This is a genomic window from Rhizobium sp. GR12 (assembly GCF_036596185.1).
GTDB classification, from domain to species: Bacteria; Pseudomonadota; Alphaproteobacteria; order Rhizobiales; family Rhizobiaceae; genus Agrobacterium; species Agrobacterium nepotum.
Map to the genome: position 1 here is coordinate 104168 of NZ_JASXTH010000002.1, position 24871 is coordinate 129038.

Consider the following 24871-nt stretch of genomic DNA (forward strand, 5'->3'; position numbering starts at 1 on the left):
ACGATCAAGTCCTTGATCGCAATAGAGTCTTTGACGGCGCAGACACGCCGTGTCTGGATGCCGGATCAAGTCCGGCATGACGGAAAATGGTTGTTCGATTCCCCAATAAAAAAGGGCCGCAAAAGCGGCCCTCTTTGTATCATTCAAACCGTCAAACCAGCCGGCTCTGCTCCACCGCCGCTTCGACGAAGCTGGCGAATAGCGGATGCGGATCGAGCGGGCGGCTCTTCAGTTCAGGGTGATATTGCACACCGATGAACCAGGGATGGTCAGGATATTCCACCGTTTCCGGCAGGACGCCATCAGGAGACATGCCCGAGAAGACGAGGCCGCAATTTTCCAGCCGGTCCTTGTAGTCCACGTTCACCTCGTAACGGTGGCGGTGGCGCTCGGAAATATCCGTGGTGCCGTAGATTTCGGCGATCTTGGTGTCTTTCTTCAGCGCCGCCTTGTAGGCGCCGAGACGCATGGTGCCGCCGAGATCGCCCTTGGACGAACGCTTCTCCAGCTCGTTGCCCTTCACCCATTCGGTCATCAGGCCAACGACGGGTTCCGCCGTCGGACCGAATTCGGTGGACGATGCATTTTCGATGCCGGCCAGATGACGGGCCGCTTCCACGACCGCCATCTGCATGCCGAAGCAGATGCCGAAATAGGGCACCTTGCGCTCGCGGGCAAACTGCGCCGCCATGATCTTGCCTTCGGAACCGCGCTCGCCGAAACCGCCAGGCACCAGAATGCCGTTGACCTTTTCGAGATAGGGCGTCGGATCTTCCTTCTCGAAGACTTCCGACTCGATCCACTCCAGCTTGACCTTAACGCGATTGGCAAAGCCGCCGTGATGCAGCGCCTCGATAAGCGACTTATACGCGTCCTTGAGGCCGGTATATTTGCCGACGATCGCAATCGTTACCTCGCCTTCCGGCGTGCGGATACGGTTGCAGACCTCTTCCCACTGTTCCAGACGCGGCTTCGGCGCCGGTTCGATGCCGAAAGCGGCCAGCACTTCCGAATCGAGACCTTCATTGTGGTAGGCGATCGGAACGTCATAGATGTTTGCAACATCCAGCGCCTGAATGACGGCGGACTGACGCACGTTGCAGAACAGCGAAAGCTTGCGGCGTTCCGCTTCCGGAATTTCCCGGTCGGCGCGCACGAGCAGAATGTCGGGGTGAATGCCGAGCGCCTGCAATTCCTTCACGGAATGCTGGGTCGGCTTGGTCTTCAATTCACCGGCTGCCGGGATGTAAGGCATCAGCGTCAGGTGAACATAGATCGCAGTGCCGCGCGGCAGGTCATTGCCGAGCTGGCGGATCGCCTCCATGAACGGCATCGCCTCGATATCGCCAACCGTACCGCCGATCTCGCAGATAACGAAGTCGTAATCGTCATTGCCTTCGATCACGAAATCCTTGATCTCGTTGGTGACATGCGGAATGACCTGAACGGTCGCGCCGAGATAGTCGCCACGTCGTTCCTTGTCGATGATGTTCTTGTAGATGCGGCCGGTCGTGATGTTGTCGGTCTTGGTCGCGGAACGCCCCGTGAAGCGCTCATAGTGGCCAAGGTCGAGGTCCGTCTCGGCACCGTCATCCGTCACGAACACTTCGCCGTGCTGTGTCGGGCTCATGGTGCCGGGATCGACGTTCAGATAGGGGTCGAGTTTGCGAAGCCGCACCCGATAACCACGGGATTGCAGCAATGCTCCGAGTGCCGCGGCCGCGATGCCCTTACCTAGAGAGGAGACCACGCCGCCTGTGATGAATACATATCGCGCCATGGGATTCACCGGATACCTTTTTACCTCTGATTCCGCCAGCCCAAATTTCATGCTGTTGCAAATTCGCTGTTGACGAATTGGCAGTGGGATGCGGCGAAATGCAAACAAAAGAAAACCGGCAGGCTTTTGGCCTGCCGGAGCGTTAAATCATAACCGGGCTTATTGACCGGTCGGAACTGCGTTCGGATCGGCGGGCTTCGCCGGTGCCGGGGCTGCCGCGCCGGGGGCGGCCGGAGCCGTCTGCGCGGGCGCCGCTGCGCCATTGTTGGTCGGAACGCCATTCTCAGCCGGAGCCGGCGTCTGTGCCGGACCGAGCGTGTCGAGAATGCCGTTGCCCTGACCCTGCGTCGCCGGAATGCGGTTCAGAATATCGGTCGGGCGTGATTCGTAGCGGGTCAGAAGACCAAGCCCGAGCGACGTCACGAAGAACAGCGCGGCAAGGATCGCCGTTGCGCGCGTCAGCGCATTGGCTGTTCCGCGCGCGGACATGAAGCCCGAACCGCCGCCAATGCCGAGGCCGCCGCCTTCGGAACGCTGGATCAGAACCACGCCGACAAGCGCCAGCACGATCATGAGGTGAATAACAATCAAAACGGTCTGCATGACAATCCATTCCATGCCCCGCGCGGAGCACTACAAAGAAGGTTTCGCGGCTCTTTACATGAGGCGAAGGCTTATTCCAAGCCCCTTTCCCGCCTCTATGGCAGGAAAGCTTGTCTCAAGCCGTCAGTTGCTCGTATGCCGCATAGATGGAAAGGAAGTCGGAGGCTTTCAAGCTCGCGCCGCCGATCAGTGCGCCGTCGACATTATCGACGCCCATCAGTTCCAGCGCATTGGCGGGCTTCACCGAGCCGCCGTAAAGAATACGCATTGTCTTGCCTTCGCCGCCGAAGCGCTTGACCAGCTCCTCGCGCATGAAGGCATGCGCCTCGCGCACATCTTGCGTGGTCGGTGTCAGACCCGTGCCGATCGCCCAGACCGGCTCATAGGCAATGACGGTGTTTTCGGCGGTTGCCTCGTCCGGCAGGGAGCCGGCGAGCTGGCGCTTGAGGATATCGAGCGTCTGGCCCGCCTTGCGCTCATCCGCCGTCTCGCCGATGCAGACGATGGCGATAAGATCGGCCTCATGGGCGGCGACGGCCTTGGCGCGGACCAGATGATCCGTCTCGGCATGGTCGGTGCGGCGCTCGGAATGGCCGACGATGACATGGGTGCCGAAGCAATCCGCAATCATCTCGGCGGAAATGTCGCCCGTATGCGCGCCGGAAACATTCTGATGGCAATCCTGCCCGCCGATCATCAGCGGACTGTCGTCGCACAGCGCGGTTGCCACATAGAGCAGCGTCGATGGCGGGCAGATCAGCGCATCCACCTTCTCGGAAAGCGCGCCCTTGACGCCCTCTGCCATGGCCTTGATCTGATCGAGCGACGAACGGGTGCCGTTCATCTTCCAGTTTCCGGCTACAAGCGGTCGAACATTCGGCGTCATGCGTATCCCATTCCCTTTGTCTCGGCGACCGCTTGCGCGGACACCCCTTCCCTTAAGCCGCCTCGCGGCCCCTAATCGCGACAGAAACCCTGCCGGAAATCCCGGAATATTTCTTTAAACGGAGCCGGTAACAAATGGTACAAAAAAGCGGCCAGAAGGTTCAAAACGGCGGTCAATTTCGCGAAATTCGCCAGCGCAGACCCAAATCGAAGCCTTAGCGGCTCCAAATCCAGTTCAAAACCGCACGCCAGTCGGTCATACGCACCGGCGTTCCATGGCTGCCGGTCTCAAAAAGCGTGAAGCGCGCCGGCTCGCCAGCCTTCAGCATCGCTCGGAAGATTGTCGCCTGCTGGTCGGCGGAATAGACCTTGTCGGCGCTGCCATGGGTGAACCACACCGGCTTCTTCGCCTTGGCAAAGGCACTCTTCGGAAAATCGGGATCGACCGCGCCGCCAAGGATCGCCATACCCCTCAGATTGTCGACGGTGGCCTTGTCGCGGCTGATGCCGTAGCAGATGAAACTGCCCATGGAGGCGCAGGCCAATACCACCGGCTTGCCGCCGGATTTGCGGGCCGCATCGGCAATCAGCGCGGCGATATCGGCGACACCATTGGCATCGAAGGATCGCACGCTCGGCACATAATAGGTTCCGCCATTGGCGACGGCGAGATTTTTCAGCCGGTTGAAATTGCCGCCGAACGTATAGTCGTTCATGCCGAGCCGCCGGTCGCCGCCGCGCCCGTGAATGAAGATCACCGTGAAGGCCTGACCGGAAGACGGCCCGACGCGGCCCACCTCGAGCGCCCTGCCCTCGACGGATATTGTTTCCAGTGCCTGCGCCTTCTTTGGCGCCATATCCACATATTGCCGCTTCACCCGGCGCTCCGGCACCTCGTCGCGGCCGTTGATGTCGCGCATCTCCTGATAACCGATCACCTCCGATGCACCGCCATCAGCAGTGGAAAGCACCGTCTGGCTGGAAAAAAGCTCGTCCTTGAACGGCCGCAGCGGCCCGTCAGCCGCCCCGGCACTGCCCGGCATCACCGCAACAGTCAGACAGAAAAGAGTACAAAACGTGAAATGAGCTGTGGACATGACTTGGTTAACCGTTCATTCGTGGCTGTGAGACTTGCCATTGCAAGGACGGCAGCGCAATCCTCCTGTTGCGAAACCCTGACATAGTCGTGGCATAGGGTGCGCCGCATTCGGCCACACGCCTTACACGTTTGGCAGTATAATCGCCCCTATTGGCATACTGATTCGCTTGGCGAAATTCTGACGACACGCTTTTTTGAACCTTGGACATGATGGACGATAGCAACGATCTCTTCTCCGGTCTTCCGGTGGCACCCAACAGCGAAACGGAAACGAACGAGGACACGGTCAAACCCGTGAAGGCCCCGTCAACCGTTCCCGCCAACGTGAACGTGCAGCCGAAACCCGCAGCCGTTGCGGCCGTCACGACGCCTCCACCTCCATCGCCCGTGTCTCCTTCCGGTGACGAATACGGCGCCTCGTCGATCCGCGTGCTCGAAGGGCTGGAGCCGGTGCGCATGCGGCCCGGCATGTATATCGGCGGCACCGACGAGAAGGCGCTGCACCACCTCTTCGCCGAAGTCATCGACAACTCCATGGACGAGGCGGTCGCCGGCCACGCCAATTTCATCGAGGTCCATCTCGATACCGAAGGTTTCCTGACCGTTACCGACAACGGACGCGGCATTCCGGTGGAAAACCATCCGCAGGTTCCGGGCAAGTCGACACTCGAAGTCATCATGACCAAGCTGCATGCCGGCGGCAAGTTCGACGGCAAGGCCTATGAAACCTCCGGCGGCCTGCACGGCGTCGGCGTTTCCGTGGTCAACGCGCTGTCCGATCTTCTGGAAGTGGAAGTCGCCCGTAACCGCAAGCTTTACCGCCAGCGCTTTTCGCGCGGCGCGCCGATCGGCGGTCTCGAGGAACTGGGCGACGTGCACAACCGTCGCGGCACCCGCGTGCGTTTCCATCCGGATCCGCAGATCTTCGGCGATCACGCGAAATTCGAACCGGCCCGCATCTTCCGCATGGCCCGGTCCAAGGCCTATCTCTTCGGCGGCGTCGAAATCCGCTGGAGCTGCGATCCGGGCATGGTGCCGGCCGACGGTGAAATTCCCGAAAAGGCTGTGTTCCATTTCCCCGGTGGCCTGAAGGATTATCTGGCGGCGACTCTCGGCAAGGAATTTACCGTCACCCGCGAGATTTTCTCGGGCCGGACGGAAAAGACCGGCGGCCATGGCGCGCTGGAATGGGCCGTGACCTGGTATGGCGGCGACACGCAGATCCATTCCTATTGCAACACCATTCCCACCACCGAAGGCGGCACGCATGAGGCCGGTTTCCGCATCGCGCTCACCAAGGGGCTAAAGAACTATGCGGAGCTGACCCAGAACAAGCGCGCCAAGGAAATCACCACCGATGACGTAATGATCTCGGCGGCCGGCATGCTCTCGGTCTTCATTCGCGAACCGGAATTCGTCGGCCAGACCAAAGACAAGCTCGCAACCGTCGAAGCCCAGCGCATCGTCGAAAACGCGCTGCGCGATCCCTTCGACCATTATCTTACCGGCAATCCGGGCGAAGCGGCCAAGCTGCTGGACTGGGTGATAGAGCGCGCGGAAGAACGCCTGCGCCGCCGCAAGGAAAAGGAAGTCAACCGCAAGACGGCGGTGCGCAAGCTGCGCCTGCCGGGCAAGCTGGCGGACTGCTCCCAGAACACGGCTGAGAATGCCGAGCTTTTCATTGTCGAGGGCGACTCGGCTGGCGGTTCGGCCAAGCAGGCGCGCAACCGCGCCAATCAGGCCATTCTGCCGCTGCGCGGCAAGATCCTCAACGTCGGCAGCGCCAGCCGCGAAAAACTCTCCGCCAACCAGCAGATCGCCGATCTTATCCAGGCGCTCGGCTGCGGCACGCGCACGAAATACCGCGAAGAGGATTTGCGTTACGAGCGCATCATCATCATGACCGATGCCGATGTCGACGGCGCCCACATCGCCTCGCTGCTCATCACCTTTTTCTATCAGGAAATGCCGGAACTCATTCGCGGCAACCACCTGTTCCTGGCCGTGCCGCCGCTTTACGTCATCCGCCAGGGTGCCAAATCCGCCTATGCGCGCGATGACGCCCACCGCGCGGAATTGATGGAAACCATGTTCAAGGGCAAGAAGGTCGAAATCGGCCGCTTCAAAGGCCTTGGCGAAATGATGGCCGCGCAGCTGAAGGAAACCACCATGGATCCCGGCAAGCGCACCCTGCTGCGCGTCGAGATCGACGATGTGGATTTCGAAGGCACCCGCGAAGCGGTGGACAATCTGATGGGCACCAAGGCGGACGCCCGCTTCCGTTTCATTCAGGAACGTGCGGCCTTCGCGGATAATCTGGATATCTGATCATCCGAATGGACTTTGACAAGGCAGCGCTCCAGTGCTGCCTTCTTACGTCGATGTGGAGCGGAGCATCATGCGAATAGTGCTGACTGGCAGCTCGGGTCGGGTCGGCCGCGCAATTTTCAACGCCCTTGCTGGCAAACACAACGTCATCGGAATAGACCGCTCCCCATTTTCGACCACCCATATCCTCGGCGATTTCGTCGATGCGGCGCTGCTGTGCTCCGCTTTCGAACATGCGGACGCGGTAATCCATACGGCAGCGTTGCACGCTCCGCATGTCGGCACGGTTCCAGAGGCGGAGTTTCAGCGCATCAACGTCGATGGAACCCGCATGGTTGCGGAGGCGGTAATTGCTGCCGGTGTAGAACGGCTGGTTTTCACCAGCACCACGGCGCTCTACGGACACGCCGTTCGTTCGAACGCCTGCACCTTTATCGATGAAGACACCCCGCCCCAGCCGAAAAGCATCTATCATCGCACCAAGCTCGAAGCCGAGCGCCTGCTGGAAAACATGGCAGGCCCGCGCCTGACTGTACGCATCCTTCGCATGTCCAGAAGCTTCCCGGAGCCTGCGGACGTGATGGCGACTTACCGGCTGCATCGCGGCATAGACATTCGCGATGTCGCCGATGCGCATGTGCTGGCGCTGACCAACACGGGAGCGGACTTCCAGCGCTATATCATATCGGCGGCCACCCCGTTTTCCGCTCACGACTGCGACGCCCTCGCAAACGACGCCGCCTCCGTTCTGCGCGCGCGGGCGCCGGCGCTTGCCGACGCGTTCGAACAGAGGGGCTGGAAGCTACCCCGGGCCATCGATCGGATTTATTCGCCGGCCCGCGCCGCAGACGCACTGGGCTGGACATCCCAATTCGGCTTCGAGGAAGTATTTGCGGAGCTTGCCCGGCGCAGCCTGGAAGTGCTGCCAGCCGGTGCTGATATCAGCAAAAAATCCGAGTAGGGCCTGCCCTTAAGCCGCCACATCCTCGCGAACATCCAGAATGCGGTCGATCAATCCCCATTCCAGCGCCTCTTGCACCGTCATGAAACGGTCGCGATCCATCGCCATCTCGAACTCGTCGTAGTTGCGATTGCAATGCTCGGCATAAAGCCGTGTCATCCGGTGCTTCGTCTGTCTGATTTCTTCAGCATGGATGAGCATATCCGACGCCTGCCCCTGAAACCCGCCGGATGGCTGGTGAATGAGGATACTGGCATTGGGCAGTGCCGCCCGCGTACCCGGTTCGCCCGCCATAAGCAGGAACGACCCCATCGAACGGGCGGTGCCCATGCACAGCGTATGAACCGGCGCGCGGATATAGCGCATGGTGTCATACATTGCGAAACCGCTGGTCACGGCACCACCCGGTGAATTGATGTAGAGATGGATCGGCTTTTTCGGGTTTTCCGCTTCAAGAAACAGCAATTGTGCGCAGACCAGCGCGGAAACCGTGTCGTTGACCTCACCATTGAGAAAGATGATCCTTTCCCGCAGCAGGCGGGAATAGATGTCGAAAGATCTTTCTCCCCTTGCGGATTGTTCGACTACCATAGGGACGAGTTGCATCGCTTCGCGCATCAGCGAACTCCTGTCGTTTGAAAATGTCGGGAAATGTGGCCGGCTCAGGCGGCGAGCTTGACCGGCGAACCGTTATGGTTTGCGGCAGCCTTTGTCATCCGGCCGGGACCGGTAATGGGCAACTCATGAATAACCCGCAGGCTGGTGCCGCCCCGGGTATTCGACGCGATCCTGAAGGTGACGGTGCTTTCCAGAAATGGCGGAACATCCTCGCGCAGCCTGTAGCAAACCTCCTGCCCGGGCGTGACGTTGATCGCCTCGGCTTCGGCCAAAGCCTCCTTCGGCAACCAGTGTTCGCGATACGCCGGAATGCTGATCGCGCGCCAGACCTTTTGCGGCGGCTCGTCGAGATCATATTCAAGCTCGATACCGTTTTTCATCGCTTCGGGTGTTTGCCTGTTCATTGGTCCATATCCTTCAGCAAGAGCTTGAGAGCATCGATGCGCTGTGGCCAGTAGGCGCGGTATTTGCCGAGCCACGCCGCAATCCGTGTCAGCCCGTCCGGATTGACTTCATAATTGACGAAACGGCCCTGCCGCCTTTCAACCACCAGCCCCGCACCCCGCAACACCGCAAGATGCTGCGACATCGCCGGCTGGCTGATTTCGATGCCTTCGCGCAAGGAGGAGGCGTTCATGGCGCCATCCGCCAGTTTCTCGAAAATCGCACGGCGTGTCGGATCGGCCAGCGCCCGGAAAATATCATTCTCTGTCATGACGACACATAAGCACACACTTATGCGATTCGCAAGCGCCCCCCTCCTGCATTTGTGTCGCAAACCGGATTTTCGCAAATCCACGCTCTCTTGTGTCACGAACGCTTTATGCCCTCGCACGTTCTCACCCGGCCTGATAATCTTCAGGCGGGAGTGATCAAAACAAGTGACTGCATTTACGGTCTTTATAACTATTGTGTTGCTGGTCCTCGGATCGAGCCTGTTTGTTGTCATCAGCAAGCAGCGGGAAAAGACCATTCCCAAGCGTCCCTCAACCGCCCTGCCCGTTGCCGAGGATGCCACCAGGCTCGATCGGCACTGGCAGTCGATAAGGAACGGCTGGAACGAGAAAAACGCGCTCTGCCTGCTGCATTCCAACCTCGATGCCTTTGCCGTGCGGGTGGCGGCGGCACGGGCCGCGGGGCGAAGCCTCGATCTGATGTATTACATGTGGAATGCTGACCTTACCGGGCGGCTGATGATGCGCGAGGTCATTGCCGCAGCGGACCGCGGCGTGCGCGTGCGGCTGCTGCTGGACGATCTCGGCGTTTCCATCTCCGACCGCATCTTCCATGCGATCGACAGCCATCCCAATATCGAACTGCGGCTGTTCAACCCCACCAGGGCGCGGGAAAACATCCTGTATCGAGGCATCGAACTCGTGCTGCGCTTCCGAAGCGTCAACCGGCGCATGCACAACAAGGCGTGGATCGCCGACGGACGCGCCGTCATCGTCGGAGGCCGCAATATTGGCGATGCCTATTTCGATGCTGCCGAGCGGGCGAATTTTCATGATTTCGACATTCTCGGTTTCGGCAGGATCGTTGCTGACGCCACCGAAATATTCGACGATTACTGGAACAGCGCCGTTTCCGTGCCGGTGCGTTCGCTTCTGGCGCGCAGGCCGAGCAAGCTTGCCAGATTGCGGCGCGAGCTTGCCGCGCTGCCGAAAAGCGAGGCCGCCAAACCCTATCTGGAGCGGGTCGAGAGCCAATATGGCAGCGGCCATTTCCTGATGTCGGATCGTCTGCACTGGGTCGATGAAGCGGACGTGCTTGCCGACCCGCCGGAAAAAGCGGCGGGGAAACGCCGGGACGGCTATAATTTCCTGATGGAGAGCCTGCTGCCGCTTCTGCAGGCCGCAAGTGACAGCCTGCACATCACTTCGCCCTATTTCATTCCCGGCAAACAGGGCGTGGATATTTTCTCACGCCTTGCCGAGCGCGGCGTGTCGGTCGCCGTCCTGACGAATTCGCTGGCCGCAACGGATGTGGCCGCCGTTCACGCCGGTTATGCCCGCTATCGGAAACCGCTTTTGCTGGGCGGGGTCCGCTTGCACGAATTGCGCGCGCAGGCGGACCAGTCCAACTTCACCCTGCGCGGTTCGGGACAGGCGAGCCTGCACACCAAGGCCTTCACGCGCGATGGCAAGACCGGCTATATCGGCTCGCTCAATTTCGATCCGCGCTCCGCCTCGCTCAACACCGAAATGGGCGTCGTGTTCACCTCGGCCCCGCTGGTCGCCCGCATGGACGCGATATTCGCCGAAGAAATCCGCCGCCAGATGAGCTTCGAGCTGGATATGGACAGTGGCGATCGCCTCATCTGGAGAACGGAGGAACAGGGTCAGCCGAAGATATACCGGCGCGAACCGGACGCCGCTATCGGCCGCCGGCTCGTCGCAGGCATCATGCGTCTCCTGCCGCTTGAATCGCAGCTTTGACGGATAACGATTTTACGCCGCCGGCCTCACCCCGGCCTTCGCCAATTGTATCTGCACCAGCGTGTCGAGGTTCTGGTTGACACGACAGTAGAACTCTTCGTCGATGAAGGGGCGCAGCATGAAGTCGTTGCCGCCCGCCTTCAGGAACCGCGCCGACAAAAGCCGGTTGGTGGAGGAGGAAACGCCGATGATGCGCAGCTCGTGCGACCCGCGCACGGTGCGGATGCGCCGCGTCAGTTCGAAACCGTCAATATCCGGCATGTTGTAGTCGGTCACCACCAGCCCGATATCGGGATTGGCCTTCAGGATTTCGAGCGCTTTCGCGCCGCTGTCGGCAAGGCTGACGCGGAAATTATAGCGTTTGAGGCGGCTGGAAAGCAGCGCCCGTGCCGTCGGGCTGTCATCGACGATCAGCACATGGTGGCGGTGGTTGGTGAGGAACCGGCAGATGGATTCCGTCAGCATGTCCACGGCGAAAATATTGTCTTTCAGAATGTAGTCGACCACATTCTTGGCAATCAGCGTTTCGCGGGTCGCCTCGTGAAAGGTGCTGGTGAAAACGATGGTCGGGATCGAAAGATCGATCAGATATTCCAGCGCCTCGCCATTTTCCGCCCCCGGAAGGTTGATGTTGGAAATCGCAAGCGTGACAGGATCGGCGGAGTGTTCGTAACACGCCTGCAACTCTTCGAAGTTGCGGCACACCTCCACGGAAACGCCCAGCAGCTCCTTCAGACGCAGGCTCACCATCTGGGTGAACACATTGGTGTCTTCCGCCAGCAAGATGCGGCAATTGGTGAAAGGCACGCCCGAATATTGCATGCCCGTAATGCCCAGAAAATTCATTTTGTCCTAGTCCCCCGTCGTCTTTCAGAGGAAATTAGCAGGCGTATTTTTCAAATTAATTAATAACACTTTTGCCCGAAAACAGTCGGCACACATGCTTACCCAAAAGAAAACACGGCCCCGAAGGGCCGTGTTGCAAATGCGGGCGGAAAAGCGCCTCAGGCGCGCAGCAGCGCATTCTCCGTGTCGAAGGGGCTTTCTTCCACCACCTCGGCATCATAAAGCGTGCCGAGAATGCGGATTTTCAGCTTCGTGCCAACAGCTGCATATTCGGGTTTCAGCATGGCGAGCGCGATGGACTTGCCGACGCGCCAACCGAAACCGCCGCTGGTGACGCGGCCGGCAAGTGCGCCGTTTTCATCGGAGATTGCTTCCGAACCGCGCGCATCGACATCCGTATTGCCCGACACGGTCAGCGTCGAGAATACCGATTTCAGGCCAGCTTCCTTGTAGGCCACCAGTGCATCGCGGCCGATGAAGTTTTTCTCCGGACGCAGGAAGCGGTCGAGACCGGATTCATAGGCGTTGTATTCCACCGAAAGCTCGCGACCCATGTTGCGATAGGATTTTTCGAGCGACATCGACACCATGGCCCGGATACCGAAAGGCTTGATGCCGAATTCGGCGCCCGCTTCCATCAGCCGGTCGAAGATGTAGTTCTGCATCTCGATCGGATGGTGCAGTTCCCAGCCCAGTTCGCCCACGAAGTTGACGCGCAGCGCATGCGCCGTCGCAACACCGACGGAGATCTGTTTCGCCGTCAGCCAGGGGAAATCCTTGTTCTCGAGGCTGGTGCGGGTCAGCTTCTTCAGAAGATCGCGCGACTTCGGACCGGCAAGCACCAGCACACCGTATTTCTGGGTGATCGGCTGCAGCACCACGGAACCGTCGGTGGGCGCAAGCCGCTGAAGCACGTCATGATCGTGGGCCTCAAGACCGCCGGCAGACACCAGATAGAACCGGCCCGGCGCCCATTCATAGACGGTGAACTCGATCTTCACGCCGCCATTCGGCGTCAGAAGATGCGTCAGCGCGATGCGGCCGCGCTTCTTCGGCACGATATTGGCCAGAATGCTGTCCAGCCAGGCGCGCGCGCCGGGACCGGACACTTCCATCTTGGCGAAGGCCGACATATCCAGCACGCCGACATTCTGGGTGACGTTCTTCACCTCGTTGCCGACATGTTCGAAATAGTTCGAGCGGCGGAACGACCATTTCTCGACGATCCGGCCATCTTCCAGCGGCGGCGCATGGTTGTGGCTGGTGATGACGTCAGCACCGACGCCGAGGTCTTCTTCGCGCAGCGCATAACCTTCCGGCGCATACCAGTTGGCGCGCTCCCAGCCATAAACGGAGCCGAACACGCCGCCAAGCTTCTTCAGACGGTCGTAAACCGGCGTCGTCTTCAGCGGGCGGGCGGCGGAACGCTCTTCATCGGGATAATGCATGGTGAAGACGTTGGCATAGGCTTCCTCGTTCTTGGCAATGAGGTAGCCTTCGGTAGCATGAGGTCCGAAGCGGCGCGGATCGACACCCATGAGATCGAGTGTCGGCTCGCCATCGACGATCCATTCCGCTAGCTGCCAGCCGGCGCCACCGGCGGCGGTGATACCGAAGGAATGGCCTTCGTTCAGCCAGAAATTCGTCAGGCCCGGCGCCGGACCGACGATCGGGTTACCATCCGGCGTATAGGCGATCGCGCCGTTATAGACCTTCTTGATACCCACTTCGCCAAAGGCCGGAACACGCGCGATGGCAGATTCGATATGCGGCATCAGGCGGTCGAGTTCCTCCTGGAACAGCTCATATTCGCTGTGCTCCGAAGGACCATCGACATAACAGACCGGCGCGCCGACTTCATAGGGGCCGAGGATAAGACCACCCGCCTCCTCGCGCATGTACCAGGCCGAATCCGATTCACGCAGAACGCCCATTTCCGGCAGGCCCTGACGGCGGCGCTCCTGAATGGCCGGATGCGGCTCGGTGACGATATATTGATGCTCGACCGGAATGACCGGAATATTGATGCCGACCATCTCGCCGGTCTTGCGGGCGAAGGAACCGGTGCAGGAGATGATATGTTCGGCGATGATCTCGCCCTTGTCGGTCGTCACCTTCCAGTGACCGTCCTCGAGCTGCTCGATGGCGGTAACGGTGGTGTTGCGGTAGATGGTCGCGCCGCGGTCGCGCGCACCCTTGGCCAGTGCCTGTGTCAGGTCGGCGGGCTGGATGTAGCCGTCATCGGGATGCTGGATCGCGCCGAGCAGGCCGTCCGTCTCGCAGAGCGGCCAGACTTCCTTGACCTGTTCCGGCGTCAGCATCTTGACCTCGACCCCGATGGTCTCGGCAATACCGGCGTAATACATGTATTCGTCCCAGCGATCCTTGGTGCGGGCGAGACGGATGTTCGAGACCTTGGAGAAACCGACATTCATGCCGGTCTCTTCCTGAAGTTCTTCATAGAACTTCACGGAATATTTGTGAATCTGGCCAACCGAGTAACTCATGTTGAACAGCGGCAGGAGACCGGCCGCATGCCAGGTGGAACCCGACGTCAGTTCCTTGCGCTCGATCAGAACGCTGTCGCTCCAGCCCTTCCTGGCAAGATGATAAAGCGTCGAAACGCCGACGACGCCGCCACCGATCACCACCGCCCGTGCATGTGTCTTCATTTACAGAACCCCTAAAAAGCGCCGGCGTTGCCTGATTGTCCCGCCAAATCGATGGGAGGAATATGAAGCGCCCGGCCGCCCTTCAGCCGCCTGATTGCGACATGGCCATAGGGTGCTGCGACAGGCGCGAAAATGAGCAGCGCCGCTTCATACCTTCCCGTCCTGCCCGCCCTCCCCAGCGGTCTTAACGCCTTCTTTCGGTTCTTCCTTCCTCGGCGAAGCAGACGCCGCGCCCGTATGCGCCACCACCGCCTTGTCGCCCTCTTCGGAAAGCAGCGCCGCCAGCATTTGCGGGTTGGCGTCGCCTTCCACATGGATGTTGAGATTGCGCTGCGGGAACGGAATATCGATCCCCTCCTCGCGGAAGCGTTTGAGGATCGCGATCCTCAGCGCGTTTTTCACGCCAAGCCCGGTCGACAGATCGGCAAGGTGGAAACGCAATTCGAAATCCAGCGAAAAATCACCGAAACGGAGGAATTCCACATGCGGTTCCGGGTTGCGCAGCACCGGCGGCTCGGCGCGCACCAGTTCCAGCAGGATATCCATGACCTTCTGCGGATCGGAATCATAAGACACGGACACCGGAATTTCCGCGCGCATGATGCGGTTGCGGTGCGTCCAGTTGCCGACCGAGGAATTGATGAATTCGGAGTTCGGCACGATGATCGACTGACCGCGGAAGGTTTCGATCTCGGTCGCGCGCACGGAAAGCCGCTTGACGGTGCCTTCCGTCGTGCCCGTGACCACCCAGTCGCCCACCTTGAAGGGACGCTCCACCAGCAGGATGAGGCCGGAGACGAAGTTCGAGACGATGTTCTGGAGGCCGAAACCGATACCGACAGAAAGGGCGGAGGCGACCAGCGCGAGGCTCGAGAGGTTGAGGCCGGCGGACGAGACGCCGAAGATCGCCGCAACTGCGATGCCGAGATAACCGATGCCGGTCTTGACCGAGTTGCGCACCCCGGCATCCACCTGCCCGCGCGCCATGACGTTGTTGTCCAGCCACTTCTGGAACCAGCGCGTGATGATATAGCCGATGGCGAAGACGAGCACGCCGCCGAACAGGCCGATCAGCGAGATCGAGGCATTGCCGACGGTGATGCCGGTCAGCAGGCGATAGGCCCAGCTTTCGATGTCGCCCGGCTGGAACCCCCAGGAAAACAGGATGAGCGGCACGCCGAAGGCAAGTGCGACGACATAGATGCCAAGCCCCGCGGCAAGCCCGGCCTGATCGAGCGCAACCAGGCCGAGACCGTAACGCCGTGCGAGGTAACGGCCGGCGAGCGATTCGGAGAACGCGCCCTGTCTGGAAATCGCCTTGCCGGAAAGAATGCCGATATACATCGTCGCCAGCACAGCACCCGTAGCGACGATCTGCGTGGCGAGGAAGCGCGCCAGCCCGACATAACCCGTCAGGCAGGCGCCGATGAGAACAAGCCCGCCAACCCTGAGCAGAATGACGAGCCAGCGCGGCAGGCGCTGATTGCCGGTGTCGTAGTCCTGCCCCTCGCCGATGACAGGGCGCAGGAACGACACGGTGAGCAGGATGATGCCGATGATGACCGAGGCGACGAAGCTCTTGGCGACGGTGACGATCAACGGCGAATAGAGCGTCTCGCTGATCGTGCCGAACAGATAGTCGAGACCGTTGACGAGCGCCATCAACAGCACCGCCGAAGACAGCGTGTGCGCACCCTTGTTGGAAACCTGCAGCAGACGCCATTCCGGTTGCGTCGGCGCGAAGATCGCATAGCTCAGCCGCGACACGAAATAAACGAAGCCCGTGATCGCCATCGCACCGAACAGGATCGGCGCTATATCGGAACGGAGTACGTTGAAATTATCGAGGAAAAACGCCGAGGTCACCAGGAACAGGAACAGCGACAGCGACTGCACCATCGTCGACCAGAAGGCCACCGAAAGGCGCCGCAGATAGGAAGGCTCGCCCGAAAAGGCACGCCTTTCCATGCGGCTGCCAAAAAAACGGTAACCGCCCACCAGAAACAGCAGCGCCGCCATGATCGACAGCACCACCGCCCCGAACATCGGCAGGCGTTTGTAATTCCAGACGAAACCCGCCCAGCTGCTGAAGGCGTTGTTGAGATTGGTCAGCTCGCTGAGGAAGGCGGAAGATGCGTCACCCAGCGTCTCGGCGGAGACTTCGGTGCGCTTGAACAGGGTGGCGGCGAAAAGCGCCCGGCGAACCGCCGTGATGTTGTTGGAAATCTGCGCAGCGTTGGTGGCCGTGCTCTCCACCTCACCTGCGATCGCATTCACCTCGGCGCGCTCCGCCGTCAGCCGGGAACGCTCCTCCGTCACCATGCTCGCTTCCGGCGGCTGGTCCTCCGCCGGGGCGGCGCCAAGCGCCTCCAGACGCGTCTTGATCTGATCGAGGCGGGTGCGCAGCTTGGTGTTGCTGGCGGACGCATCGGTCGCAACGCCATCGGCGCGGCCCTTCAGGTCCACCAGCTGTGCGTCATCCTTGCCGCCTGCCTCCACCTGCGCGGCGATGGCCGACACATCGGCCTTCCATTTTTCCAGATCCGCCCTTGCCTGCTCGACGATGGAAGCCTGGATCGCCACCGGGGCAGGCGTTGTCGCGTCCTGCGCGGACGCCGGCATTGCGGCCAGCAGAAAGCCACTGGCGAGAGAGAGCACGACGGTCATCATCGTGGCCATGGCGGCTTTTTGCCACCGGCCGGGCATAAGCCCGCCGAACATCCGCCTGCCATATATCAGTCCGCCAAACATCAACCGCACATCCATGCCTTTCGCCTCTTAACTCCGCATCAGGCTATTTACCGCCTGCCGCGCAGAAAACCACCCGCAAAAAACGAGGTTTTCAGGAGTTTGCCTTGCTTTTCACCCGGAGAATCATCACCTTCGATAATGCAGCAAACATGGGAGGAAATCATGGAATCTGCTGGTATCGGCTGGATCGCAGCTATCATCATCGGTGGTGTCGCCGGGTGGCTCGCCGAACAATTCATGAAAAGCAATATGGGTGTTTTCATGAACATCCTTCTTGGAATCGTCGGCGCGATCATCGCCAACGCCATTCTCTCGGTGTTTGGAATCGTTTTGACCGGCTGGCTCGGTTATCTCATCGCCGGCTTCATCGGCGCCTGTATCCTCATCGTTATCGGCAGGGCCTTCAGACGCGGGTGAGCAAAAGGCTAAATCCGTAAAACCCCGGATTTCCAGGCTTTTCCAGCGCGGCTGAAATTTTTTCGTCACAAAAGTCGAAGAAATTTCATTTCCGCGCTGGACAACCCAAAACTTCCCCTTTATATGCCCCTTCACACCGCCACACGGTGTCGGTCGGGTGATTAGCTCAGTTGGTAGAGCAGCTGACTCTTAATCAGCGGGTCGTAGGTTCGAGCCCTACATCACCCACCAAATTCTCCTAAAATGACAAGACGTTGCGATGCTAATTTAAAGCATCGCATCAGCGGCCGAGTGGAGAAAATCATCCACATCGCCATGCCTGAGCGAGACACCGGGCCTGTCCTCCGACGGCGTCGGGCGTACGGCGAAATAGCTCCCCGGACGGTCTACAATTCCATTTCCGGCACGCTGCTCGTTCCGATGAAGCGAGGTCCCAAAGGTCGGCCGGCAATACGGCTTCCGAAGTCCTCGGTGAAAGGAACCGGCGCCGCCTGCTTTACCGCGTCGATGGCGGAATCGATAAAGGCCTGCCGTCTTGGGCTGTCCTCCTGCGGGCGCGCTGCGGTGACGACCACCTTGCCCCGTATCTGCCCGTCCTTGTGCAGGATGAACTGCAGCGTCACCACAAGCCCCTCGCTATCTTCCGGCGGCACCCAGCACGCATAGATCGCGTCGAACATTTCGTTGATATTGCTGGCCGGCGTCGGATCCCTGCATTCCCGCGACTGACCTGAAGCCCGCGTCAGAGCGCCTCCGGTCAAGATAACCAACGCCACGAGCCCCGGCAGCCTGAGGCTGCGGAACACCCAAAACGAGCGATTGAACAACTCAAACATCCTTTATCGGGAAACGACTAGTCTCTCTGGCCAGCCGGTTACAATTTTTTAAAAAACCGTTTTCGTAAGTAAAATTTCTTTAAAGCGTCGGAGATGAAAAACATCCGAAAATCTGGTTTCGCCATCACTACGGAATACATAATATATATGTCGATAAAAATAACAGAGAAATACATATCCATAAAAAATAGTATTGTAATACAAATTATTATCAATCATAAAAATAAATACAAAAATATACATATATAAAATAATTAAACTATCAAACAGCAAAAACAATATGACAAAAATCAATTATGTATTTATAATTTACCAAATAATCTGACTGTCACGAAAATCTACTCCACAAATGCGCTTTCCGCCTTAACCAAGGGCCATAGTTTGCATTGCAAGCCGCCAGTTTGGCTGTATGCATTGCCCGGCCAGAACAATGGCGCAATGGGGGATATCATGACATCGAAATGGGTAATGGCGGCATTTTTCGGCGCGGCGCTGACGGTTGCGGGTGGGGCGCAGGCGGAAGACCTCGTCTTTTCGCTGAAGAACGGCACAAACTCGGTTCTCAACGCTTTCTACACCTCACCGGTCGGCGTCGATGACTGGGAAGACGACGTTTTCGGAAAGAAGGCGCTTGGTCCGGGCGAAACGATGGAGATCTCCATCGCCGATGGCCGCCGCGTCTGCAAATATGACATGCGCTTCGAATTTCAGGGCGACGAGCTGGAAGACCTCGAGGATACGCAGAATCTCTGCGAACTCGGCGAATACACCATCACCGAATAACAGACCGGCAATAACGGCCCCGCCCGATCAAGGCGGGGCCTGCTCCGGCGAACAGTCTTCAAAAACGGGTTTGCCGCTCCGACAATAGCGGTTTTTCGGCAAAGCCGCCGAAACGGTGAAATATCGGCGTGGCTGTGCCGCCCCTTCCCCAAAGCTGTCTCAATCATCCTTATGATTGGCGTGATGAGATTGATCGTCAACATATTGCTTTTCGTCGTCGGCGCAGCCGGAAGCGGGGTATGTGCGTTTTTATTGTCCGGAGCGCTGGCCGATTCCGGATTTCTCGGTTCTTGTTTTGAGGGAAGCTGCGCTTATGCGGCACTTTTTATGGTGCTGCCCGTCACATGGTTCGTGCTTTTTGCGCTTTACGTCATGGCCCTGCTGGTCTGGAGACGGAAACCTTTTCGGAACGGAAGGCGCTGAAAAAGCGCGCGCCTGCGCCGCCGCTACCGCGCGTTCGTTGACAGAGATCGGGACTTGCCGTTAACGTCCCGCCTGCTGGGGGATTCGCTGCCAGTGATATGCGGGCCTGCAAAGCAGGCCGATATCACAGGCCTCTGAATGTGCATGTTCCGATTTGCGTTTCGCGTAACGATGGGCATGACGGAAAACAGGGAGACCAAACGATGCGGGCCGCTATAAATTCTCCATCGCTTTCTATCGACACTATGGACTACCAGGCCGAGTGCCAATTCGCGTTGGAGCCCTCCATTCAGGGGTTGATCGAAAAAGCGGAAAGCGCCGGCTGGAACCGCCAGCAGGCCGCACTTGCCATCGTCGCACTCGCCAGCGAACATTTGAGCGACATGCTCTCCAGCCTGGCCGCGCCGGATCACCGCCCTCTGTCCTGATATCCTCCCGCCAGACGGAGCCGATCGACGTCGGCATCGTCGCCGCATCATCCCGAAAATCGATTGAACTGGCTGGAGCGTCCGCCTCGCTCCCGCAGGGGCATTGCGTCGCTCCGTGGTAAGCACGCGAGGCGAAACGGCTGCGCGCCGCCAACCGCATCGCAGGCCAGCCAGCCCCCCTTACCGGTCATCCCCCGGGGCATTCGCGCTGTCTTGGCGGCAACGCCGCCATAGTGTTGACATAAGCGACCAATAATGAGAACATAAAGTGAACATTATGGAGGCCAGCGATGAACGCAGCAGACGCAACCATAGAAAATGCCCTCTCCGTAGTCGCCCGCTCCCGCGATATGCGTGAACGCGCGCTCGAGCGGCGGCGGGAATTGCAGCGGCGAACGGAAGTCATCATCGCCCGGCCGCTCTACGTGCTGAAAAAGAACGAAGGGCCACGGCAATTGTCGCTGAAACTCGACAGCTAGACGACGGCAGAAGGCTCACGGAAAACGACGGGCAGAGTAGGATCGCGAAGCGGAAACGCTCATCCTCGCCCCTGTCTGCCGAAAGCAAAATCCCGTGCGGATCACATCGCGCACGGGATTTTCAGAATGAAGAGATCATTGTCTTGTCTTATTGCATGCGTTGCATTGCGGCTTCGGGCTCACCTGTCGTCGCAACCGTTGCCGCCGGAAGGCGATCGGTCTTTTTCAGGATGACGACGGGCTTGTCCACCGGATCCGTCGGCGGAACGATGCTTGCGGTTTTGAATTCACGGTCGACGGCAGGAACGGAAGCGTTGATCTTTTCATGACCCGCGCATTCCGCGAACGCTGCACTGGCAGAAAAACCAAGGACAGCGGCGATAATGAGAACTGATTTCATGTCATTCTCCCTTCGCTTTCGTGGCGATCTCCCAGTCTAGGGGGAGATGGTCCGGATTGAAAATCACACTTTAGAGACATCTAAAGTTGTCGATCATTACGGCAGTCGTCGTCATCGGTGGGCAATGGGGCGATGGGTCAGGCATATCGCTATTATTTTTTCCGCACATCCAGCGGATTTTGGCAAAGCGGCCTGCGGAATATCATCGCCACATAACTTCCCTTGAGGGAAATGAGGCTTGGCGTGTAAGTCGTGGCCTTTGCCGCATTGGCGGCCTTTATCGTTCTTGCGTCAGAGGAATTATGCTGCATGGCACGCCTCCTTCCATAAGCGATAACGAAAAAATACCGATATTGTTCCGAAAGCGGTTCCTGTGGCCCGAGGGAGGGCAAGGCGCCGCCGCGTGTTTCTTCTCCCCGCCGGGGAGAAGGTGGCCCGAAGGGTCGGATGAGGGGGGAACCCTCACTGATTATCTCTGACCTTGCCCCCTCATCCCGCTGCCGCGACCTTCTCCCCGGCGGGGAGAAGAAACAAGGAGCACTCTCCCAATCCCAACCCAACCCCACGCTTGAAAATTCGCAGCAAAACCGCTATATGGCTGGGCGAGAGGACGACCTCGGCCATCAAGGCGACAGCATGCGGGACGGCCCGGTCACATACCGGAGAATAAATTGCGCTCCCTGCCCGATCGTATCCGCCACGCCCTCAGCTTCGAAATCCTCGGCCTTTTGCTTGTCGTGCCGCTGGGCGCACTCGTATTTCACATGCCGATGGAAGATATTGGCATTGTCGGCCTCGTCAGCGCCACGCTCGCGACGGCCTGGAACTATCTTTACAATCTCGGCTTCGACCATGCCATGCAGCGCCTGAAAGGCACGACGCTGAAGACGCCCGCCATCCGGGTCGCGCACGCCCTGCTGTTCGAACTGGGCCTCTTGATCGTGCTGATGCCCTTCATCGCCTGGTATCTGGGCATCAGCCTTGCGCAGGCGCTGGTAATGGATATCTCGTTTGCGCTGTTCTACGTGGTCTATGCCTTCGTCTTCAACTGGGGTTACGACCGGCTTTTCCCGCTGCCGGAATGGCAATCGCAGGACGCCGTCTGACCGACGGCGAACCCGGCACGCAGCGAAAAGCTCAAGGCGCGGTCGTTATCCTATCAACTCCTCGGGCTTGCCCGAGGAGCCAGCGATTTCGAAAGGGTATGGGTCAAACTGAAGGACGAGAGGTGTCATCATTCTCGGCAGCCATGGGCTCAACGCCGGCAACTCTTCCTTACTGATCAGAGAGATTTCAGCGTCCAGGCCACGATATCGCGGGTGGCGGCGGCGAAGGCCTGATCCAGCGCTTTCACGAAATTGGCGTTGCCGGAACCGCTGACGCGAGTGCTGGCGCGGAACACTTCCTGCGCCTTCACCGAGCCGTTGCGGTCGTTCAGAAGCTTCACCGACATTTCGATATTGGCGATGTTCTTGCCCGTATCCACCTCGAAGGCGCGGATATCGGTCACCACCTGATAGTCGATCGCCAGTCCCTGCCCCGGACGGCCGACGCCGCCGAGCTTGCCGGTATCCTCAAAGGCTTCCACGAGCTTGGATTGCACCATGCGCGGCAGGCGGTCGCTCCATTGCGAATTGCCGAGATATTGCACTTCCGAACCGGAGAGGCGCACCACGATGTTTTCGCTGTCCAGCGCCTTCAGCGCAGTCGGATCGGCGATCAGCAATTGCCGGCTTTTGAGCGAAGGCCCCTGCGTCACGGTCGCCGGAGAGACGGAGAGATCGAACGTGTCGTTCGAGGGGGTTCCCGCGCAGCCCGCCATCGCGACGGCCAGCAGCGGAGCCAGAAGCAGGGCGCGGCGCATTCGGCCGTTCGTCAATCGTGTCATTGGCCCATACCCCTCTTAGCGCCTTGTTCTGCCGTCATATTGTTTCACGGTTTCGCCGCCGAAAATCAACCGCTGCGGATCGCGGTCGATATTGGTGATGGCATTGTTGAGATTGTCGACTGTCTGCCGCGTGCTGCCGATCAGCGCCTGGAAGTCTTTCAGGCCCGAGCTGGAGAAGCGGGTCAGATTGTCGGCGATCGGCCCGATCCGGGCGTTGAGATTGTCGGCAACGGCCTTGAACGAGGTCAATGTCTCGCGCACCTTGGCAAACAGCGAATTGGCGTCGTCTGTTCCGAGCATGGTGTCGACCTTGACGAGAATGCCGTCGACACGGCTGGAGGCAAGGTTCAGCTTGCGGCCCATGTCGGTGAAGTCGGTAATCGCCTTGTCGATATCGGCGCGGCGGGTGCCGACATCGTCGGCGATCCGCTTGAAGTTCGCCACCGCGTCGCGCGCATCGGCGGTCGCAGAGGAAACATCGTCGACGACGGTGCCCACCTTGGCGGGATCGACGGAGGCCAGAAGCTCGTCGGCGCGCTTCACCACGGTCTGCACCTGCGTGCTCGCCGCCTCGAAGTTACGCGCGGTAGTCTGCACCGTCTCCATGATGCCCTGAATATCGCTGGAAGCGGAAGCGACGTCCTTCGTCACCTTGTCGACATTCGACAGGATGGAATCGATCTTGCCCGCATCCACCGCCTTCACCAGATCCTCGATGGCGGTCAGGGTCCCGTCGAGACGGACCGAAACCGACTGCACGGTGGTGGAAAGCGAACTGAGGCTCGCGATGAAACTCTTGATGCCGTCGGAGTTGGCGGCCAGCGCATCGGAGAATTTCTCGGCGTTGCGCACCGTCTGCGTCAGGGGAGCACGGGCATCCTGCACGAAACCCTGCAATTCGCCGATGGCGCCATCGGCACGCTTCAGGATCTTGTCGGCGGTGGCGAGAAGGTTGGTGACGCTGGAAAGATCGGCGGTCAGCTCGGCGGGAACGCCGCTCTCGACGGATTTCTGCAGAATGCGCTCGCCATCCTTGTTGCCGCCGGAAAGCTCGATATAGGCCGCACCCGTCAGGCCCTGAATTTCAAGCACGGCGCGCGTCGAAGGGAAAACCGGTGCATCGGCCTGCACCTCGGTAAAGGCGATGGAATAGGCCGGATCGTCGCGGTCGATGGCAAGGCCGCGCACCGTGCCGACCGGAATGCCGTTGAAGCGCACCGGAGAGCCGACGGAAAGGCCGTTCGCCGAACCGGGAATACGCACCAGAAGCTGCGCCGTCGGGCCGCCCCGGCCGAATTCCGCCATCCAGTAGACGAAGCCGAATGCGGCGGCGATCACGATCAGCGTGAAAATTCCGACTATGGTGTAGTTCGCCTTGGTTTCCATGCTTCTTGTTACTCCACCGGGTGTTCCTGCCTGCCGTCCGGAAGAACGACAGAGCGCGCTCGTTTGCCGCGGAAATAGGACTGCACCCAGGGGTCGTCACAGGCAAACATGTCCTGCAGCGTCCCTTCCACCAGTACCTTCTTCTGGCCGAGAACCGCGATGCGGTCACAGACGGAGAACAGGCTGTCGAGGTCGTGCGTCACCATATACACGGTCAAACCGAGCGAATCGCGCAAGCGCGAGATCAGCATATCAAATTCCGCCGCCCCTATGGGGTCGAGGCCGGATGTCGGCTCGTCGAGGAAGACGAGGTCGGGATCGAGCGAGAGCGCGCGGGCAAGGGCTGCGCGCTTGATCATGCCGCCGGAAAGCTCCGACGGGTATTTGTCGCCTGCATCCGGATTCAGACCCACCATCTCGATCTTCAGATAGGCAAGCTCGTCCATCAGCTTTTTCGGCAGATCCAGATATTCGCGCATCGGCAGCTGGATGTTTTCCTTGACCGTCAGGCCGGAAAACAAAGCGCCCTGCTGGAAAAGCACGCCAAGGCGCGTATCGAGCATCACCCGCTCTTCCTCGCTCGCCTTGTCGTAATCGGTTCCGAGAATGCGGATCGCCCCCGCCTGCCGCGGCAAAAGTCTCAAAACCGTGCGCATCAAAACCGACTTGCCGGAACCGGAAGGCCCGATAAAGCCCAGAATTTCACCGCGATAGACATCGAGGTTGAGATTCTCGAGCACGTTCCGGCCGTTGAAACCAACGGTCACACCCTCGACCGAAAGCACCACTTCGCGCCCGTCTTTTGCGGTTCCGGTCTGTTGCTGTCTCTGGTCCGGTTTCTCCAACGCGC

At 59.5% G+C, this 24871-nt stretch carries 24 protein-coding genes and 1 tRNA gene; 10 read left to right on the forward strand and 15 right to left on the reverse strand.

What is annotated here, in order from left to right; translation table 11 throughout:
- Positions 1-151 precede the first annotated feature (151 nt).
- The 4 genes from QSK43_RS03440 to QSK43_RS03455 form a co-directional block, all read right to left on the reverse strand.
- Entirely contained in the window at positions 152-1789 is a 1638-nt protein-coding gene (locus QSK43_RS03440; RefSeq protein ID WP_332302319.1) for a CTP synthase, read from the reverse strand.
- Between the two features lie 150 nt (positions 1790-1939).
- Complete coding sequence (gene secG, locus QSK43_RS03445; RefSeq protein WP_332302320.1) at positions 1940-2383, reverse strand: preprotein translocase subunit SecG; 444 nt, start codon at positions 2381-2383, stop codon at positions 1940-1942.
- Positions 2384-2498: 115 nt separating this feature from the next.
- Positions 2499-3269, reverse strand: a complete 771-nt coding sequence (gene tpiA / locus QSK43_RS03450) for a triose-phosphate isomerase (protein WP_332302321.1) — start codon at positions 3267-3269, stop codon at positions 2499-2501.
- Positions 3270-3483: 214 nt separating this feature from the next.
- Positions 3484-4365, reverse strand: coding sequence for an alpha/beta fold hydrolase (locus QSK43_RS03455; RefSeq protein ID WP_332302322.1), 882 nt, complete (start codon positions 4363-4365; stop codon positions 3484-3486).
- Positions 4366-4574: 209 nt separating this feature from the next.
- Here QSK43_RS03455 and parE point away from each other — a divergent pair, with 209 nt between their 5' ends.
- Both parE and QSK43_RS03465 read left to right on the forward strand, forming a co-directional pair.
- The gene (gene parE, locus QSK43_RS03460; protein WP_332302323.1) at positions 4575-6695 is read left to right on the forward strand and encodes a DNA topoisomerase IV subunit B; all 2121 of its coding nucleotides are present in this window, start codon (positions 4575-4577) and stop codon (positions 6693-6695) included.
- 70 nt (positions 6696-6765) lie between these two features.
- A complete protein-coding gene (locus QSK43_RS03465; RefSeq protein WP_332302324.1) occupies positions 6766-7656 on the forward strand; it encodes an NAD-dependent epimerase/dehydratase family protein in 891 nt (296 codons plus the stop codon).
- A 9-nt stretch (positions 7657-7665) separates the two neighbouring features.
- Here QSK43_RS03465 and QSK43_RS03470 read toward each other — a convergent pair whose 3' ends face one another.
- From QSK43_RS03470 to QSK43_RS03480, 3 genes are read right to left on the reverse strand one after another with little or no spacing between them, the layout of a single operon-like run.
- Complete coding sequence (locus QSK43_RS03470) at positions 7666-8274, reverse strand: ATP-dependent Clp protease proteolytic subunit (protein WP_332302325.1); 609 nt, start codon at positions 8272-8274, stop codon at positions 7666-7668.
- Positions 8275-8318: 44 nt separating this feature from the next.
- A complete protein-coding gene (locus QSK43_RS03475) occupies positions 8319-8678 on the reverse strand; it encodes an SRPBCC family protein (RefSeq protein WP_332302326.1) in 360 nt (119 codons plus the stop codon).
- Positions 8675-8989, reverse strand: coding sequence for an ArsR/SmtB family transcription factor (locus QSK43_RS03480; protein WP_332302327.1), 315 nt, complete (start codon positions 8987-8989; stop codon positions 8675-8677). The genes QSK43_RS03475 and QSK43_RS03480 overlap by 4 nt, the downstream gene beginning before the upstream one ends.
- Before the next feature lie 166 nt (positions 8990-9155).
- Here QSK43_RS03480 and QSK43_RS03485 point away from each other — a divergent pair, with 166 nt between their 5' ends.
- Entirely contained in the window at positions 9156-10712 is a 1557-nt protein-coding gene (locus QSK43_RS03485; protein WP_332302328.1) for a phospholipase D family protein, read from the forward strand.
- Between the two features lie 12 nt (positions 10713-10724).
- On the opposite strand, the gene QSK43_RS03490 is transcribed toward QSK43_RS03485, so the two are convergent.
- From QSK43_RS03490 to QSK43_RS03500, 3 genes are all read right to left on the reverse strand, one after another.
- Entirely contained in the window at positions 10725-11558 is an 834-nt protein-coding gene (locus QSK43_RS03490; protein WP_332302329.1) for a response regulator, read from the reverse strand.
- A gap of 158 nt (positions 11559-11716) precedes the next feature.
- Positions 11717-14230, reverse strand: a complete 2514-nt coding sequence (locus tag QSK43_RS03495) for a GcvT family protein (RefSeq protein ID WP_332302330.1) — start codon at positions 14228-14230, stop codon at positions 11717-11719.
- A gap of 147 nt (positions 14231-14377) precedes the next feature.
- Positions 14378-16996, reverse strand: a complete 2619-nt coding sequence (locus tag QSK43_RS03500; protein WP_332302331.1) for a mechanosensitive ion channel family protein — start codon at positions 16994-16996, stop codon at positions 14378-14380.
- Between the two features lie 147 nt (positions 16997-17143).
- On the opposite strand from QSK43_RS03500, the gene QSK43_RS03505 reads away from it, so the two are divergent.
- Both QSK43_RS03505 and QSK43_RS03510 read left to right on the forward strand, forming a co-directional pair.
- Complete coding sequence (locus QSK43_RS03505) at positions 17144-17398, forward strand: GlsB/YeaQ/YmgE family stress response membrane protein (protein ID WP_332302332.1); 255 nt, start codon at positions 17144-17146, stop codon at positions 17396-17398.
- 155 nt (positions 17399-17553) lie between these two features.
- A tRNA-Lys gene (locus QSK43_RS03510) sits at positions 17554-17629 on the forward strand.
- Between the two features lie 155 nt (positions 17630-17784).
- Here QSK43_RS03510 and QSK43_RS03515 read toward each other — a convergent pair.
- On the reverse strand, positions 17785-18234 hold the full coding sequence (locus QSK43_RS03515) for a hypothetical protein (RefSeq protein ID WP_332302333.1): 450 nt from the start codon (positions 18232-18234) through the stop codon (positions 17785-17787).
- Between the two features lie 450 nt (positions 18235-18684).
- Between QSK43_RS03515 and QSK43_RS03520 the strand changes: the two genes are divergently transcribed.
- The 4 genes from QSK43_RS03520 to QSK43_RS03535 all read left to right on the forward strand — a co-directional run bounded on the left by QSK43_RS03520 (position 18685) and on the right by QSK43_RS03535 (position 20347).
- Positions 18685-19017, forward strand: coding sequence for a hypothetical protein (locus tag QSK43_RS03520; protein WP_045022504.1), 333 nt, complete (start codon positions 18685-18687; stop codon positions 19015-19017).
- A gap of 171 nt (positions 19018-19188) precedes the next feature.
- Positions 19189-19440, forward strand: a complete 252-nt coding sequence (locus QSK43_RS03525) for a hypothetical protein (protein WP_332302334.1) — start codon at positions 19189-19191, stop codon at positions 19438-19440.
- Positions 19441-19643: 203 nt separating this feature from the next.
- The gene (locus tag QSK43_RS03530) at positions 19644-19868 is read left to right on the forward strand and encodes a hypothetical protein (RefSeq protein ID WP_045022396.1); all 225 of its coding nucleotides are present in this window, start codon (positions 19644-19646) and stop codon (positions 19866-19868) included.
- A gap of 290 nt (positions 19869-20158) precedes the next feature.
- The gene (locus QSK43_RS03535; RefSeq protein WP_045022398.1) at positions 20159-20347 is read left to right on the forward strand and encodes a hypothetical protein; all 189 of its coding nucleotides are present in this window, start codon (positions 20159-20161) and stop codon (positions 20345-20347) included.
- A gap of 148 nt (positions 20348-20495) precedes the next feature.
- On the opposite strand, the gene QSK43_RS03540 is transcribed toward QSK43_RS03535, so the two are convergent.
- Entirely contained in the window at positions 20496-20747 is a 252-nt protein-coding gene (locus tag QSK43_RS03540) for a hypothetical protein (RefSeq protein WP_332302335.1), read from the reverse strand.
- A 671-nt stretch (positions 20748-21418) separates the two neighbouring features.
- Here QSK43_RS03540 and QSK43_RS03545 point away from each other — a divergent pair.
- On the forward strand, positions 21419-21853 hold the full coding sequence (locus tag QSK43_RS03545; RefSeq protein ID WP_332302336.1) for a PACE efflux transporter: 435 nt from the start codon (positions 21419-21421) through the stop codon (positions 21851-21853).
- Positions 21854-22029: 176 nt separating this feature from the next.
- Here the strand turns inward: QSK43_RS03545 and QSK43_RS03550 are convergent, their stop codons facing one another.
- Genes QSK43_RS03550 through QSK43_RS03560 form a run of 3 tightly spaced genes read right to left on the reverse strand, consistent with a single transcriptional unit; the run spans position 22030 to position 24866 of the window.
- A complete protein-coding gene (locus QSK43_RS03550; protein ID WP_332302337.1) occupies positions 22030-22635 on the reverse strand; it encodes an ABC-type transport auxiliary lipoprotein family protein in 606 nt (201 codons plus the stop codon).
- Between the two features lie 15 nt (positions 22636-22650).
- Positions 22651-24021 (reverse strand): MlaD family protein, encoded by a 1371-nt coding sequence (locus tag QSK43_RS03555; protein WP_332302338.1) that lies wholly within the window; start codon positions 24019-24021, stop codon positions 22651-22653.
- A gap of 8 nt (positions 24022-24029) precedes the next feature.
- On the reverse strand, positions 24030-24866 hold the full coding sequence (locus tag QSK43_RS03560; protein WP_045022414.1) for an ABC transporter ATP-binding protein: 837 nt from the start codon (positions 24864-24866) through the stop codon (positions 24030-24032).
- Positions 24867-24871 lie beyond the last annotated feature (5 nt).